Raw genomic sequence first — 14,660 nt, 5'->3', positions numbered from 1 at the left:
ACACCCACGTGCCCGAACTCCTCAAAGCACCCCTGGTCGTCGAGTTCCCCTTCACCCGCTCCCTCGGCCCGGTGCAGAGCGCCTTCCTCACCGGCCTGCGCGAGCGCACCGTCCTCGGGGTCCGGACCGGGGGCGGCAAGATCCTCGTACCGCCCGTCGAATACGACCCCGAGACCGCCGAAGAGCTGCGCGAACTCTTCGAGGTCGAACCCGTCGGCACCGTCACCACCTGGGCCTGGAACGCCGAGCCCCGCCGCGGCCAGCCCCTCGACCGTCCCTTCGCCTGGGTCCTGGTGAAACTCGACGGCGCCGACACTGCCCTGCTGCACGCGCTCGACGCCGAAGGCCCGGACGCCGTGCACACCGGCATGCGGGTACGGATCCGCTGGGCCGAGGAACGCCCCGGCGCCATCACCGACATCGCCTGCTTCGAGCCGTACGAAGGCGATGCGGGTGGTGACGGCGGAGGAGGCGGCGAACGCGGTGAGAGCCGGGAAGCGCGCCCGCACGAAGGCCGCTTCGAGGGCCAGGTGACCGGCATCATCGCCCCCGCCCGCCTCGACTACACCTACTCACCCGGCCGTGCCCAGAGCGGCTACATCAACGCCCTCGCCGAACAGAAGGCCGTCGGCGAGCGCTGCCCGAACTGCGCCAAGGTCTACGTGCCGCCGCGCGGCGCCTGCCCGACCTGCGGGGTCGCCACCGACGAGCAGGTCGAAGTCGGACCGGCGGGGACCGTCACCACCTTCTGCATCGTCAACGTCAAGGCGAAGAACCTCGACATCGAACTGCCCTATGTGTACGCGCACATCGCACTCGACGGCGCCGACCTCGCCCTGCACGGCCGCATCGCCGGCATCCCGTACGACCAGGTCCGCATGGGCCTGCGCGTCGAACCGGTGTGGGCCGAGTCCTCGTCAGGCAGCCGCTACCCCGACCACTACCGCCCCACCGGCGAACCGGACGCCGACTACGACACGTACAAGGAGCTGGTGTAGATGCGAGAGGTCGCGATCGTCGCCTTCGCGCAGAGCGAGCATGTGCGGCACTCGGACGAGCAGTCCGAGGTCGAACTGCTCATGCCGGTCCTGCACCAGGTCAAGGAGCAGACGGGGCTGCGCGCGAGCGATATCGGCTTCACCTGCTCCGGCTCCTGCGACTATCTCGCGGGCCGCGCCTTCTCCTTCACGATGACCCTCGACGGGGTGGGCGCCTGGCCGCCGGTCTCCGAATCGCATGTGGAGATGGACGGCGCCTGGGCGCTGTACGAGGCCTGGGTGAAGATCCTCACGGGCGAGGTCGACACCGCGCTCGTCTACTCCTACGGCAAGTCCTCGCCCGGCTCCGTCCGCGATGTGCTGACCCGCCAGCTCGACCCGTACTACGTCGCCCCGTTGTGGCCGGACTCGGTCGCACTCGCCGCGCTGCAGGCCCAGGCCCTGATCGACACCGGCGAGACCGACGAACCGGCGCTTGCGGGCATCGCCGCCCGCAGCCGCGAGGCCGCCGAGACCAACCCGCACGCCCAGGTGACCGGTTCGGTGCCGCAGGGCGACTATGTGGTGCGTCCGCTGCGCAAGGGCGACTGCCCGCCGGTCAGCGACGGCGCCGCGGCCGTCATCCTCGCCGCCGGCGACAAGGCGCGCGAGCTGTGCGAACGGCCCGCGTGGATCCGCGGCATGGACCACCGCATCGAGGCACACAGCCTCGGCGTACGCGACCTGACGGACTCGCCCTCGGCGCGGCTCGCCGCCGAACGCGCCGGAGCCTTCGAAAGGCCCGTGGACACCGCCGAGTTGCATGCACCCTTCACTTCGCAGGAGGTCGTCCTGCGCAAGGCCCTGAAGCTCGGCGACGATGTGAGGGTCAACCCGTCCGGCGGCGCCCTCGCCGCCAACACGATGATGGCCGCCGGCCTGGTCCGTATCGGCGAGGCCGCGGCCCGCATCCACCACGGCGAGTCAGAACGCGCACTCGCCCACGCGACCTCCGGCCCCTGCCTGCAGCAGAACCTGGTCGCCGTACTGGAAGGAGACGCGCAGTGAGCGCCGCGAAAGAGCCGGTGGCCGTCGTCGGCATCGGCCAGACCAAGCATGTCGCCTCGCGCAAGGACGTCTCCATCGCCGGACTCGTACGCGAGGCGGCGCAGCGGGCCCTCGCCGACGCGGAGCTGAGCTGGGCCGACATCGACGCCGTCGTGATCGGCAAGGCGCCCGACTTCTTCGAGGGCGTCATGATGCCGGAGCTCTACCTCGCCGACGCGCTGGGCGCCGTCGGCAAGCCGATGTTGCGGGTGCACACCGCGGGCTCCGTCGGCGGCTCGACAGCACTCGTCGCCTCCAACCTCGTCTCCTCGCGGGTGCACCGGACGGTGCTCACCCTCGCCTTCGAGAAGCAGTCCGAGTCCAATGCGATGTGGGGCCTCTCGCTGCCCGTGCCCTTCCAGCAGCCGCTGCTCGCCGGTGCGGGCGGGTTCTTCGCGCCCCATGTCCGCGCCTACATGCGGCGCACCGGCGCACCCGACCACATCGGCTCGCTCGTCGCGTACAAGGACCGGCGCAACGCGCTGAAGAACCCGTACGCGCACCTGCACGAGAAGGACATCACCCTGGAGAAGGTGCAGTCCTCGCCGATGCTCTGGGACCCGGTGCGCTACTCCGAGACCTGCCCGTCCTCCGACGGCGCCTGCGCCATGATCCTCACCGACCGTACGGGCGCGGCCCGTTCACCGCGGCCGCCGGCCTGGATGCACGGCGGGGCGATGCGCTCCGAGCCGACGATGTTCGCCGGCAAGGACTTCGTCTCCCCACGCGCCGGACGGGACTGCGCGGCCGACGTCTACCGGCAGGCCGGCATCAAGGACCCGCGGGCCGAGATCGACCTCGCCGAGATCTACGTGCCGTTCTCCTGGTACGAGCCGATGTGGCTGGAGAACCTGGGCTTCGCGGACGAGGGCGAGGGCTGGAAGCTCACCGAGGCGGGCGTCACCGAGATCGAGGGCGATCTGCCCGTCAACGCCTCCGGCGGGGTGCTCTCCACCAACCCCATCGGCGCCTCCGGGATGATCCGCTTCGCCGAGGCGGCGCTGCAGGTACGCGGCCAGGCCGGCGCACATCAGGTCGAAGGCGCGCGCAAGGCCCTCGGCCATGCGTACGGCGGCGGTTCACAGTTCTTCGCGATGTGGCTGGTCGGCTCGCAGCCGCCACAGAGCTGAGCCGAGACGGCGGCGCCGGGCAGGCCGCCCGCCTTCCGCGGCCTGCCCGGCGACCGCGCCCATACCTTGCACTCCATGCCCCCCTCGCCTCCTTGTCTCCGCGCCTCCTTGTCTCCGCGCCTCCTTGTCTCCGCGCCTCCTTGTCTCTGCGCCTCCTTGCCTCTTCGCCTCCATGCCTCCGTGCCTACTCGCCTCCGCGCTCTGTCCGGCGACGGTGCCGCTCGCTAGGCTGGCCCATGCGGACGACATACCGGGAGGAGCAGGGACGTGGCCGAAAGCACCACCACCCGACAGCACCCGTTCGAGGGGCGGGAGAAGCCCGAACTCGACCTGAGCCGTGCCGAATGGCAGTCGGGCACCCGCAACCAGGGGGACGTGCAGATCGCCTTCGTGGAGGGCTTCATCGCGATGCGCAACGGCGGCCGCCCCGAGAGCCCCTCCCTGATCTTCACGCCCGCCGAGTGGCGGGCGTTCGTACTGGGCGCGCGGGACGGCGAGTTCGACCTCACGTAGCGCGGCGACCCGCGGGCCCGCCACCCTCGTAGATCTATACGAACTCCCGGCCCCGGTCGCCTCGGCACTTCATACCTTCCACGCCTGGCTGGGCGGCCCCGGCGGGCGATGTACTCCTCACACGACGCGCGGCAGCCTGCCGCGATCCGACGATGTGCGGGGGCATAACGCGATGAGCACACAGCTTTACGACGGAATCGGCGAGGCCTTCGAGGGCTTCAAGGCGCTGCCGCTGGCCCAGTACGGAGAGGTACCCAGCGTACTGGCGCTGGTCGGCGACGTGCGGGGCAAGTCGGTCCTCGACCTTGCCTCCGGAACCGGCTTCTACAGCCGGGAGTTCAAGCGCCGCGGCGCCACCGACGTGCTCGGGATCGACATCTCCGGCGAGATGATCGCCGTATCGAAGCGCCTGGAGGAGGCCGAACCGCTCGGCGTGCGCTATGAGGTGGCAGACGCGGCCGAACTGCGCGACCTCGGAGAGCAGTTCGACCTCGCCGTGGGCGTGCAGCTGCTGCACTACGCCGAGGACCGCGCCGCGATGGAGCGGATGTGCCGCAACATCCATCGCAGCCTCAGGCCCGGCGGCGAGTTCTTCCTCCTCAATCAGTCGCCCGATTTCCGCTTCGACGGACCCTCGATCGACAAGTACGGCCTCCGCAGCGAACTGACCGGGGAGGAGGCGGAGACCGGCCCGCTCGTACGCCTCACCGCCCACCTGCCGGAGCACCCGGTCAGCTTCGTGACCGCGCGCCCGAGCCGTGAGGTGTACGAGACGTCCCTGGCGGCTGCCGGCTTCACCGACCTGGAGTGGGTCCCGCTGCACGTCTCGGACGCCGGCGTCGAGCAGTACGGCGAGGACTTCTGGGCGGACCTGTTCGTCAACCCGCCCCTGGAGCTGGCCCGCTGCCGCGCCTGACCCCATGATCCGGGTGGGCAGGAGCCCCGCTCACTGCCCGCCCGGGTCAGCGCAGCACAACGCACCCGTGCCGCTCCAGCTCCTCCGTCACCGCCGCACACCCGCCGGCCTCCAGCGGATTCCACCGCAGGTCGAGCTTCTCCAGGGCGGGCAGCTCGGCGAGCCAGCGAGGCAGGGTGCGCACCTGGTTGCCGCGCAGATCGACTCGGCGCAGGCGGGGGAGACCTCGCAGGCCGCCAGGGATCTCCCGGAAGCGGTTCTCGCGCAGCTCGACCTCCCGCAGTTCGCGCAAGTCCCGCACGCCGGGCGGAAATCCGGTGAGCCGGTTGCCGCGCAGCCACAGCTCACGCAGCGAGGTGAGCTCACCCAGGCTGTCCGGAAGCGCACTCAGCCTGCTGCGCTGGGCGCGCAGCTCGACCAGCGAGGTCAGCCCGCCCAGGCTGCCGGGCAGTTCGCCGAGCGGATTGTCCCCGACGTTCAGGTAACGCAGCCGACCGAGACGGCCCAGCGACTCCGGCAGGGAAGTCAGCCGGTTGTCGTGCAGATACAGACACCGCGAGAGTCCGGTCAGCTCACCGATCTCCGGCGGCAGCGAGGTCAGCCGGTTGTGGCCGAGGTCGAGGGTGTGCAGGCGGCGGAGGCTGCCGATCCGGGCAGGCAGCTCGGTCAGTGCGTTGTCCGCGAGGATCAGCACCTCCACCCCGGGCTGCCAGATGTCGTCGGGCAACTCCGCCAGCCCGCCCTGCCAGTGATTGACCTGCGTCACGACCCCAGCAGCTCCCGCCGCCGACCGCCGGAGATCCTCCGCCATACGGCCACCCCTTCCGCTTATCGGTGAGGCCGAAGCTAGCGCGCTCCCGCGGAATCGAGCCAAAGATATTCCTTGACAAGGATATTCGCATCGGAGAATATTTCTCGTCATGGAGCAGATCGCATCCGCACTCGGCGACACCGCCCGCTGGCGCATCGTCGAGCTGCTCGCCGTACGCCCCCGTTCCGTCGGCGAGCTCGCCGAGCTGACCGGCCTGCGGCAGCCGCAGACCACCAAGCACCTCCAGACCCTCGTACGCGCCGGACTCGCCAGCGTCCATCCGCTCGGCCAGCGACGCGTCTACGCGATCGAGGCGGCGTCGCTCGAAGCCCTCGGGCAGCGGCTGCTCGCGCTCGTCGAGACGGCCGGTGCACACCGGGGCGAGCTCGACGTCCTCACCCGCTACCAGGCCGCCGTCGCGGAGGAGGCGGCCGCCGCCGAGCGCGGCGGTGACCGCTGGGCGGACGGCCGCAGCTTCGTCTTCGAACGGAGCTTCACGGCGGACCGCGGCACGGTCTGGCGCCACTGGACCGACCCGGAACTCCTCGCCGCCTGGTGGGCGCCTCCGTCCCTGACGGTGACCGACTGCGCGCTCGAACCCGTGGCGGGCGGCCGCGCCGTCCTCGACTACCGCGACGCGGAGGGCACCTACCACTCCTCGGGCCGCGTGCACACGGCGACGGAGGGCGAGCGCCTCGTCTTCGACCTGTCCGTACGTGATGCCGCGGGAGCCGCCGCCTTCTCCGGGCACTACGACCTGACACTCGCCGATGCCGGCGAAGGCAAGGAACAGACCGCGGACGGCAGGCGCGGCACTCGGCTCCGCCTCGCCCTCGTGCTCTCCGCGACGGTCGCGGAAGCGGCTCCCTTCATCGCCGGCATCGAGACCGGCTGGACCCAGGTCCTCGACCGGCTCGGCGAGCTCCTCGCCGCAACTCGCCCCAACCACATGACTTGACACCCGCATCCGGCAAGTGACGAAGCCGGACGCCGAACCAGCGACGAAACCAGGGAGAACACACGATGAGCACCCCGACCACACGCAAGGTGACCGCCAACATCAGCCTCACCCTCGACGGGCGTTACCACGGAGCCGGCGGCCCCGGCGACCTGGGCCCGATCGTTCCGTATGCCGTCACCGAGGCCGCCCGCGAGCACCTCACCCGGATCTGGGAGGGCAAGACCACGGCCGTCTTCGGCCGGGGCAACGCCCTCGGGTTCCTCGGCTACTGGTCGGCGGTCGCCGAGGACGAGAGCGCGGATCCCCGCGACCGCGGCTACGCGAAGTGGCTGGTCAACGCCGAGAAGGTGGTCTTCTCCAACACCCTGACCGAGGCGCCGTGGGACCGCACCCGCATCGTGAACGGATCCCCGGCGGACATCATCCGCGACCTCAAGACCGAGGGCGCAGCAGAGGGCGAGGAAGCGGGCGACATCCTCGTCAACACGGCCCCCAGCATCCTCAAGCCCCTCCTCGCCGCCGACCTCGTGGACCGCCTCCACCTCCTGATCTGCCCCGAGGTCACGGGCGGCGGCGAGCGCCTCTTCGAGGACGGACTGCCCGCCACACAGTGGACCCTCGCCCACCAGGAGACCGGCGAACGGGGTGAACTCGCCCTGATCTACGACCGGATCCGCTGACCGGCCCGCAGCGCCCGCCCGGTCCGGACGCACCGGCGGCGAACATGGCCCTGCCGAGCCGCGCACCGAGCCGCACCGCGGCCCGCACCGCAGTCGGCACCCTGGCCCGCACCCCGGCCCCACGGGCACCGCACATCCCCGTCCCCGGCGACGGGAACGGCACGCAGCCACGTACCATGGGACGCATGTCCTTCCTCCGCCGCCGCAGCGCCCCCACCCCCGCCGGGCCGGACTTCGATGTCCTCGCCATGGATCCGGGAGACTGGCCGGGCAATCTCGGCGCGGGCCTGCTCCCCGCCCCCGACGGCAGCTGCCAGGGCGTCTTCCTGCGCTACGACCTGTTCGGCGGCCGCGGCCCCGCCATGGTCATCGGCAACCTCCCCGAGGGCTCCCCGGCCCGGGACCTCGGCGAGAAGCAGGTGCCCTTCGAGGTCGCCCAGCTGCTGCTCGCGCTGGAGAACGAGGAGGAGATCGAGGTCGTCGCCGTCGAGGACGTCCCGGTGATGCAGGGGGACAACCTGCTGATCGTGCGCCGCCTCAAGCTCTCCGAGAGCCGCATCTCCTGCGTCCAGTTCGACCGCAGCGACAACGTCCTGGTGACCATCGCCGCCTGGGACCGCCCCATCACCGACGATCTGTACGCCCTGCTCAAGCCGCTGCCCGCGGAGCTCTTCCAGCAGGCCTGAGCGCCGGGACACGACAACGGGGACGCGGTGCACCACCGCGGCCCCGCCGTATGTCCGCCTTCCCGGTCCGCATCCCCTGCCCGCGTTCCCGGTCCGCCCGGTCCGCCCGGTCCGCCCGGGCGGTCAGTCGCGTGACGGCTGATGTCCACGTCCGCGGCCCGTACGAACGCCACCCGGTGCCCGAACTGGATCTCGTAGTACACGTCCTCGCCGCGCACCACCCGATGGCCTTCGACCTCGAAGGTCGGCGAGAAGAAGTACTCGCCCCTGACCCGGTCACCGACCGCGTACTCCTGCCCGGCGAGCAGCTTGTACGGAAGCGGCGACACCGGCCGCGGAGCGATCCCCGTGCCCTCGTACGCGGCCGCCTCCGGATAGGCCCGCCCGTACACCGGCACCTCGGCCCGGCCCGCCTTCGGCGTGATCACCCGCCCGCTCGCGTCCACCGCGGTCGGCTGCTCCTTGGGGTTGTGGAACCAGGCCTTCTGGCCGAGGTACCAGATCGCGGTCCAGTCGCCCGCGCGCTCCGCGAGCGCGAAACGCTGACCGGTCGAGACCCGCGAGCCGACATCGTTCACGCCGGTCGTCGACGGGCTGCCGTCGGGACGCAGCCCGATGTCCCTGACCAGCGGCGCGCCCTCATCCGGCGCCGTGTACAGACGCACGGCGCTCGAACCGTGCGCCGGGCAGCTCTCCCCGGCGCCGGTGCAGCCGGTGAACTCCGGGCTGTGCTCCGCGTACTCGGGCAGGATCGTCACCAGGCCGCCCGAGGGCGAGGCGCTGAGGTGGAAGGGCCTGCCGAGCAGGGTGAAGTAGTGCTGCCAGTCCCAGTACGGGCCCGGGTCCGTGTGCATCCGCGGGATGTTGGCCGAGACCGGCCCCGGCACCGTGTCATGGCCGAGGATGTGCTGGCGGTCCAGCGGAATGCCGTACCGCTCGGAGAGGTACTTCACCAGACGCGCCGATGACCGGTACATCGCCTCCGTGTACCAGGCGTCCGGCGCGGCCAGGAACCCTTCGTGCTCAAGGCCGATCGACTTGCTGTTGACGGCCCAGTTCCCGGCGTGCCAGCCCACGTCCTCGAGCTTCAGATGCTGCGCGATATGCCCGTCGGTGGAACGCAGCGAGTACTGCCAGGAGACGTACGTGGGGTCCTGGACCAGCCGCAGCGTCGTCTCCCAGGTGGCCTCGGTGTCGTGCACGACGATGTAGTCGATCGACTGGTCCGCAGGCCGGTTCGCCTTGTCGTGATTGCCGTAGTCGCCCTCGCCGAACTCCTCGTACGGCGCCGGGATCCACTCGCAGGACACCGTCCGCGGACAGTCCGTCGCCCCCGCCGCGGCCCGTCGCAGGCCGAGACTCCCCAGCCGCGCGGCATCCGGCTCGGCGCCCTTGGTGGGCGCGAGCGCGACGCGCTGGCCGGAATCCGTGGTGCGCGCGGCACCTTCGCGGATCACGGCGAAGACCTCGTCCGCGTACGAGGCGGCCGTGGCCCGGTCTTCGGCGCCCGAGTAGGCGGCGACGGCCGTGTACCAGTCGGAGGGATCATCGCTGAGCGGACCGCCCGCCCGATTCTGCGCCTCGGCGAGCAGCGCCGCACCGCCGCGCAGATTCGCCGCCGCATCGGTCCGCAGCTCCTTCGCCGAGATTCCGGTGAGCCTCGCGGCGTGGCGCAAGGTCCGCAGCCGTTCGGGCAGTTGGGATGCTTCCGGGAGTCCGAGGTCGGGGACGCGTGCGGGGCGGGAGGAGTCCCCGCGCGCATCCTCGCCACCGTCACTGTGATGCGGGGCCGGGGAAGTCGCGAGTGCGGTGGCGGCGTCGGTGAGGTGCATCGGGCCGTAGCCGCCCGCCACGCTCGGCGCCCCGGCGTGGGTGTCCCAGCGGGACTGCAGATACGAGACACCGAGCAGCACACTCTCCGGCACCCGGAATTCCTCGGCCGCCGCGCTGAACGCTCTCTGCAGCTTGCTGTCCTGCGCCTGACTCCCGGGCGGGGCGGCACTCCCCGCGAGGGCGGCACTCGCGGACGGGGCGGCACTCCCGGACGGAGCGGCCGCCGTCAAGGGCAGCAGCAGCGCGGCCGTGGCGAGGGCGGCCCCGGCCTTGCGGGGGAGCCTTCGGCGTGCGGCGGAGTCCTGGGCGGCATCGGGTCCTCGTCGCAAAGCAGCCTCCGGAACGGTGGAGCGCCAAGGGCGCGTGGGGGGCGTACGGGGCCGGGCGAGGTCAGTGGTACCGGCTGCCCGACGATCCGTCAATCATGCGATGCAGACGCGGATTTCCCATGTCAGAGCGCTCCTCGGCGGTTTCCGTCCCGGTGGCAGGACGGCCTGCGCAGCGTCAGTGGAATGGACCAATGGGCCCTGAATGCGGATCCACCTGATCGGGCCACAGGCCGAGCGCACAGGCGAAGGCCCCTCGGCACCTCCACCCCGAAGGTGGAGGTGCCGAGGGGCCTTCGCGCTCCCCGTCAGCGAGTACCGACCGCCGCCCGCACGGCCCGACGGGCCAGTGCACAGTCGTCGTGCAGCCGCCTGAGCAGCAGCCGCTGCTCCTCGCCGGAGGGCACGGCGCCGGGATGGGCCGGGCCCGGTGCCGCCGGTGCCGCCTCGCGCATCGTGCGCTGGACCGCCATCTCGTAGGTCCTGATCTCCCGGGTCAGCACCAGCATCAGATTGACCAGGAAGGCATCACGGGCCGCCGGGCCCGCGGACTGGGCGAGCTGGCTGATCTGACGGCGCGCGACCGGTGCGTCGGCGAGGACCGCCCACAGCGTCGCCAGGTCGTAGCCCGGCAGATACCAGCCGGCGTGCTCCCAGTCGACGAGGACCGGGCCCGCGGGGGACAGCAGCATGTTCGACAGCAGGGCGTCGCCATGGCAGAACTGCCCCAGGGAGCCGCCGCCCGCGGTCTGCGCGATGCCGTGCAACAGCTTCTGCAGATCGTCCAGATCACGGTCGGTCAGCAGGCCGAGCTCGTGATAGCGGTTGATCCGCGCCGCGTAGTCGAGGGGGGCGTCGAACATACCCGCGGGCGGCCGCCAGGCGTTCAGCCGGCAGATCGCCCCGAGCGCCGCCCTGACGTCGGCACGCGGCGGGGCCTCGGCCGGGTGGCGTTGCAGGGCCGCCACCCGGCCGGGCATCCGCTCGATCACCAGGGTGCCGTTCTCGGGATCGGCGGCGATCAGCCGAGGTGCCCGCACCGGGGGGCGGTGCCTCACGAACGAACGGTATGCGGCTATCTCGTGCCGGCTGCGCTCCGCCCACGCAGGCGAATGATCCACTAAGCACTTGGCCACAGCGGTCATCCGCCCCGTCGTACCGACCAGGAGCACCGAGCGCCCGCTGCGGCGCAGCACCTGCACCGGGCTGAACTCCGGGCAGATCCGGTGCACCGCGGCCACCGCCGCGCGCAACTGGGCACCCTGCGGGCCGGACAGATCGAGCCGCCCGCTGAGCGGTTGGCTGCCGAAGCCCGCCGCGCCGGGAGCACCCGGGGCCCGCCGCGTCCCACCGCCGCCCACGACGGGAGCCGTCGGGCGGGCGGGGGCGAGGTAGGGGCCCCCGGCCTGCCGGGTGGTGGACGGCCGGGGCGGGGCGGACACGGAGGACGATGCTGTGTACATGGGCGAGACAGATCCCTTCGTGCGCCGACAAGTCACGTGCGCCTCCCGGCCCGACCGCCCGACGCACCCTGGGGAATGCGCTGCGGCCGCCGGGTCGGGGTGGCGCATTCCTACCTGACACCCGGGCGGGTGTGGCGAACCATCGGGTGCACCCTGGCGAACCCTGGCGAATAGTCGCTCAGCAACTGACAGGGGGTTACTGTCAACTCAGCCGAGAACCTGGGGGCTTGACGTGAGCAGTGAACCCAACGCCCGACTCAGCGACCTGTTCGGCCTGGCCGGCTGGTCCAAGGGGGAGCTCGCGAGGCTGGTCAACCGGCAGGCGGCGGCCATGGGCCATCCGCAGCTGGCGACCGACACCTCGCGTGTGCGGCGCTGGATCGATATGGGAGAGATCCCGCGCGATCCGGTGCCACGGGTACTTGCGGCACTGTTCACCGAGCGACTCGGCCGTGTCGTGACCATCGAGGATCTCGGTCTGGTCCGACGCGGGCGTACGGGGAAACGGCAGGGTGGAAAGGAGAACGACCACCCCGATTCGATGCCGTGGGCGCCCGGGCGGACTGCTGCGGTCCTCATCGAATTCACGGGAATGGACCTCATGCTCAACCGACGCGGCTTGGTGGGCGCGGGCGCCGCGCTCACCGCGGGCTCCGCACTCAGCAGCGCCATGTACGACTGGCTGCACACCGACCCTGCCCCGACCGCCGACGCTCCCCTCATCAATGATCCCCTGAACGCCGACCCCGCTGGGTTCGACCGCTACGAGGCCGCCCCCATCGGGTCGCAGGAGATCGAGGAGCTGGAGCGCTCGGTGGAGGTATTCCGCGCCTGGGACGCGGCCCGCGGTGGCGGGCTGCAGCGCAAGGCCGTGGTGGGGCAGCTCAACGAGGTGGGAGGCATGCTCTCCTACCGTCACCCCGACCATCTGCAGCGGCGCCTGTGGGGCGTCGCCGCCAACCTCGCCGTACTCGCGGGCTGGATGTCGCACGACGTCGGCCTGGAACCCGCGGCCCAGAAGTACTTCGTCATCGCGGCCCACGCGGCCCGCGAAGGCGGTGACCGGCCCCGCGCCGGCGAGGCGCTCTCCCGGGCGGCCCGCCAGATGGTGCATCTGGGCAGGCCGGACGACGCCCTCGACCTCATGAAACTCGCCAAGTCCGGCTCGGGCGAGGAGGTACTGCCGCGTACGAAGGCAATGCTGTACACCATCGAGGCCTGGGCCCAGGCCTCGATGGGCAAGGGCCAGGCCATGCGCCGTACGCTCGGTGAGGCGGAGGACCTCTTTGTCTCGGACAAGCGTGATGTGCCGCCGCCCAGCTGGATGCAGATGTTCGACGAGGCGGATCTGCACGGCATGCAGGCCCTGGCCTACCGCACCCTCGCCGACCACGATCCCGCGGCCGCCTCGATCGCACAGCGCCATGCCAAGCTGGCGCTTGAGCTGCGCGCCAAGGGCCGCCAGCGCTCCCAGATCTTCGACTACATCTCCCTGGCCTCGGCCTGCTTCATCGCCGACGACCCCGAACAGGCCGACCGCTACGCCCGCCTGGCGCTCATGTCCATGGGCGAGACCTCGTCCCACCGGACCTGGGACCGGCTGCGGGAGATGTACCGGCTGACCGGGCAGTACTCCGGGTATGCGAAGATCCAGGACCTGCGCGAGGAGATCCAGCTGGCGCTCCCACGGCGGTCCAGGGGATCCAAAGGAGGGGGCGGATCGCTGCGGGCCTGAAAGGGCCCGCGGAGCTCACCGGTTCGACGAGTTACCCACCTATTTGCCGACCAGCCCCACCAACACACAGGCATCGTCCTCCCGTTCACCCCGCTGAGTGAACTCCTCCAGCACGGTCCGTACACAGTCCTGCGCCGTACGGGCGGTGGCGAACCGGGGAGCCAGGTCAAGCAGCCGTGAACGGGAGGCTTCGCCGTCCCGGTGGGGTGCCAGACCGTCCGTGTGCAGGACCAGGAGGTCGCCCGGCCGCAGCTGCTCGCTCGCCTGCTCGTAGACGGCGGCCGAAGTGGCACCGAGGAGAACGCCTTCGGGAGTGTCGAGTGCGCGGCCCGTGCCCTGACGGAAGAGCAGCGGGGCCGGGTGGCCGGCCTGCGACCAGCTGAGGACGCGGGTGTGCGGGTTGTAGCGGCAGCACACCGCGCTGCCGAGGGCGGGCTGGGCGGAGGCGTCGACCAACTGGTTCAGCCAGCCCATCAGCCTGCCCGGCTGCGCGCCCGCCACGGCCATCCCGCGCAGTGCGCCGAGCAGCATCGCCATGCCGGAAGTGACCGCCACCCCATGGCCGGTGAGGTCGCCGACGCTGAGCAGTGTCTCGCCGTCGGGCAGTTCGAGCGCGTCGTACCAGTCGCCGCCGATCAGATCGCTGCTCGACGAGGGCAGATAGTGCGCGGCCAGGTCAAGGGCGTCGGACCCGCCCTGCGGGAACCGCAGCGGACCGCGCCAGGGTGGCAGCACGGCCTCCTGCAGCTGGACCGCGAGCCGGTGCTCGGTCTGTGCGAGATGCCGCTGCTGCTGCAGCGAGTCACGGCTCTCGCGCAGGGCGGACTGGCTGCGGCGCAGTTCGCTGACATCCCGCAGGACCGCCCACATGGAGGCCGTGGAACCATCGGCGTCCAGTACGGGCTCGCCCATCATGTGGACGGTGCGCTCGCTGTCGTCGTCGCGGACGATGCGGAATTCGCCGTCGATGGGAGAGCCGTCGATCAAGCAGTCCGTGACCATCTGCGTCAGCCGGTCGCGGTCCTCCGCGGACACGAACGTGGGCAGCTCGTCGAGGGTGAGCGGCGGCAGCTCGGGGGAGCGGCCGAAGATCTGGTAGAGCTCCCCGGACCAGACCACCTCGTCGGTGAGCAGATTCCACTCCGCGCTGCCGACCCGGCTGAGCAGCGAACCGCTTCCGGGCCGTGCGACCAGCTCGGCCTCCAGCCCGTCGAGCAGCTCCTGCTCCGCGGGATCAGCCGGCCCGCCTTCGCGCAGCTGTGCCAGATGCTCGTCCAGGTCGTCGAGTTGGTGCACGGCGAGTTCGCACAGCGCGCGCTGCCAGCGCCCCTGCGGATCGTCCTCGTCCACCGCGGTGTCCCGGCGCACCGCGTCGACCTCGCCGCGCAGCCGACGCGTCTGCTGGATCAGCGCGTCGACGGTGCCGCGCTCCGGCGGCTGTGCGGCGGGGCGGTCCGCGAAGATATGGGACGGCATCTCGTACTCCGATACAGGCGCGGTACAACCAAGTCTGACGGAAGGG

General features: G+C 71.3%; 12 protein-coding genes and 1 pseudogene. 9 read left to right on the top strand and 4 right to left on the bottom strand.

Annotated features, from left to right (window positions below):
• Positions 1-8: 8 nt before the first annotated feature.
• From ACLF6P_RS09435 to ACLF6P_RS09415, 5 genes are all read left to right on the top strand, one after another.
• Entirely contained in the window at positions 9-998 is a 990-nt protein-coding gene (locus tag ACLF6P_RS09435; RefSeq protein ID WP_415949437.1) for a Zn-ribbon domain-containing OB-fold protein, read from the top strand.
• A complete protein-coding gene (locus tag ACLF6P_RS09430) occupies positions 999-2,045 on the top strand; it encodes a thiolase domain-containing protein (RefSeq protein WP_415949436.1) in 1,047 nt (348 codons plus the stop codon).
• Positions 2,042-3,214, top strand: coding sequence for a thiolase domain-containing protein (locus ACLF6P_RS09425; RefSeq protein ID WP_415949435.1), 1,173 nt, complete (start codon positions 2,042-2,044; stop codon positions 3,212-3,214). The genes ACLF6P_RS09430 and ACLF6P_RS09425 overlap by 4 nt, the downstream gene beginning before the upstream one ends.
• Before the next feature lie 267 nt (positions 3,215-3,481).
• Positions 3,482-3,727 (top strand): DUF397 domain-containing protein, encoded by a 246-nt coding sequence (locus tag ACLF6P_RS09420; RefSeq protein WP_415949434.1) that lies wholly within the window; start codon positions 3,482-3,484, stop codon positions 3,725-3,727.
• A 172-nt stretch (positions 3,728-3,899) separates the two neighbouring features.
• Positions 3,900-4,643: a class I SAM-dependent methyltransferase gene (locus ACLF6P_RS09415; RefSeq protein WP_415949433.1), complete on the top strand. Its 744-nt coding sequence runs from the start codon at positions 3,900-3,902 to the stop codon at positions 4,641-4,643.
• A 46-nt stretch (positions 4,644-4,689) separates the two neighbouring features.
• Here ACLF6P_RS09415 and ACLF6P_RS09410 read toward each other — a convergent pair whose 3' ends face one another.
• Complete coding sequence (locus ACLF6P_RS09410; protein WP_415949432.1) at positions 4,690-5,454, bottom strand: leucine-rich repeat domain-containing protein; 765 nt, start codon at positions 5,452-5,454, stop codon at positions 4,690-4,692.
• Between the two features lie 109 nt (positions 5,455-5,563).
• On the opposite strand from ACLF6P_RS09410, the gene ACLF6P_RS09405 reads away from it, so the two are divergent.
• The 3 genes from ACLF6P_RS09405 (at position 5,564) to ACLF6P_RS09395 (ending at position 7,781) form a co-directional block, all read left to right on the top strand.
• A complete protein-coding gene (locus tag ACLF6P_RS09405; protein WP_415949431.1) occupies positions 5,564-6,412 on the top strand; it encodes a metalloregulator ArsR/SmtB family transcription factor in 849 nt (282 codons plus the stop codon).
• A 65-nt stretch (positions 6,413-6,477) separates the two neighbouring features.
• Complete coding sequence (locus ACLF6P_RS09400) at positions 6,478-7,095, top strand: dihydrofolate reductase family protein (protein WP_415949430.1); 618 nt, start codon at positions 6,478-6,480, stop codon at positions 7,093-7,095.
• A 185-nt stretch (positions 7,096-7,280) separates the two neighbouring features.
• The gene (locus ACLF6P_RS09395; RefSeq protein ID WP_415949713.1) at positions 7,281-7,781 is read left to right on the top strand and encodes a hypothetical protein; all 501 of its coding nucleotides are present in this window, start codon (positions 7,281-7,283) and stop codon (positions 7,779-7,781) included.
• Positions 7,782-7,921: 140 nt separating this feature from the next.
• On the opposite strand, the pseudogene ACLF6P_RS09390 reads toward ACLF6P_RS09395, so the two are convergent.
• Both ACLF6P_RS09390 and ACLF6P_RS09385 read right to left on the bottom strand, forming a co-directional pair.
• A pseudogene (locus ACLF6P_RS09390) lies at positions 7,922-9,943 on the bottom strand (N-acetylmuramoyl-L-alanine amidase); the annotation flags it as partial.
• Positions 9,944-10,248: 305 nt separating this feature from the next.
• Entirely contained in the window at positions 10,249-11,403 is a 1,155-nt protein-coding gene (locus ACLF6P_RS09385; RefSeq protein ID WP_415949429.1) for an aminoglycoside phosphotransferase family protein, read from the bottom strand.
• Positions 11,404-11,635: 232 nt separating this feature from the next.
• Between ACLF6P_RS09385 and ACLF6P_RS09380 the strand changes: the two genes are divergently transcribed.
• Complete coding sequence (locus tag ACLF6P_RS09380) at positions 11,636-13,138, top strand: DNA-binding protein NsdB (RefSeq protein WP_415949428.1); 1,503 nt, start codon at positions 11,636-11,638, stop codon at positions 13,136-13,138.
• 39 nt (positions 13,139-13,177) lie between these two features.
• On the opposite strand, the gene ACLF6P_RS09375 is transcribed toward ACLF6P_RS09380, so the two are convergent.
• Positions 13,178-14,614: a PP2C family protein-serine/threonine phosphatase gene (locus ACLF6P_RS09375; RefSeq protein WP_415949427.1), complete on the bottom strand. Its 1,437-nt coding sequence runs from the start codon at positions 14,612-14,614 to the stop codon at positions 13,178-13,180.
• Between the last annotated feature and the right edge of the window lie 46 nt (positions 14,615-14,660).

Origin of the sequence: Streptomyces lothianensis (genome assembly GCF_047779955.1) — a bacterium.
Lineage (GTDB): Bacteria > Actinomycetota > Actinomycetes > Streptomycetales > Streptomycetaceae > Streptomyces.
Note: the sequence above shows the minus strand (reverse complement) of the source record. Positions and strands in the feature narration are given on the sequence as shown.

What these genes read in the sequence shown, in the direction of transcription:
- ACLF6P_RS09415 (WP_415949433.1), top strand. Translation starts at nt 3,900, where the DNA reads ATGAGCACACAGCTTTACGACGGAATCGGCGAGGCCTTCGAGGGCTTC.
- ACLF6P_RS09400 (WP_415949430.1), top strand. Translation starts at nt 6,478, where the DNA reads ATGAGCACCCCGACCACACGCAAGGTGACCGCCAACATCAGCCTCACC.
- ACLF6P_RS09410 (WP_415949432.1), bottom strand. Translation starts at nt 5,454, where the DNA reads ATGGCGGAGGATCTCCGGCGGTCGGCGGCGGGAGCTGCTGGGGTCGTG.
- ACLF6P_RS09430 (WP_415949436.1), top strand. Translation starts at nt 999, where the DNA reads ATGCGAGAGGTCGCGATCGTCGCCTTCGCGCAGAGCGAGCATGTGCGG.
- ACLF6P_RS09375 (WP_415949427.1), bottom strand. Translation starts at nt 14,614, where the DNA reads ATGCCGTCCCATATCTTCGCGGACCGCCCCGCCGCACAGCCGCCGGAG.
- ACLF6P_RS09405 (WP_415949431.1), top strand. Translation starts at nt 5,564, where the DNA reads ATGGAGCAGATCGCATCCGCACTCGGCGACACCGCCCGCTGGCGCATC.
- ACLF6P_RS09395 (WP_415949713.1), top strand. Translation starts at nt 7,281, where the DNA reads ATGTCCTTCCTCCGCCGCCGCAGCGCCCCCACCCCCGCCGGGCCGGAC.
- ACLF6P_RS09385 (WP_415949429.1), bottom strand. Translation starts at nt 11,403, where the DNA reads ATGTACACAGCATCGTCCTCCGTGTCCGCCCCGCCCCGGCCGTCCACC.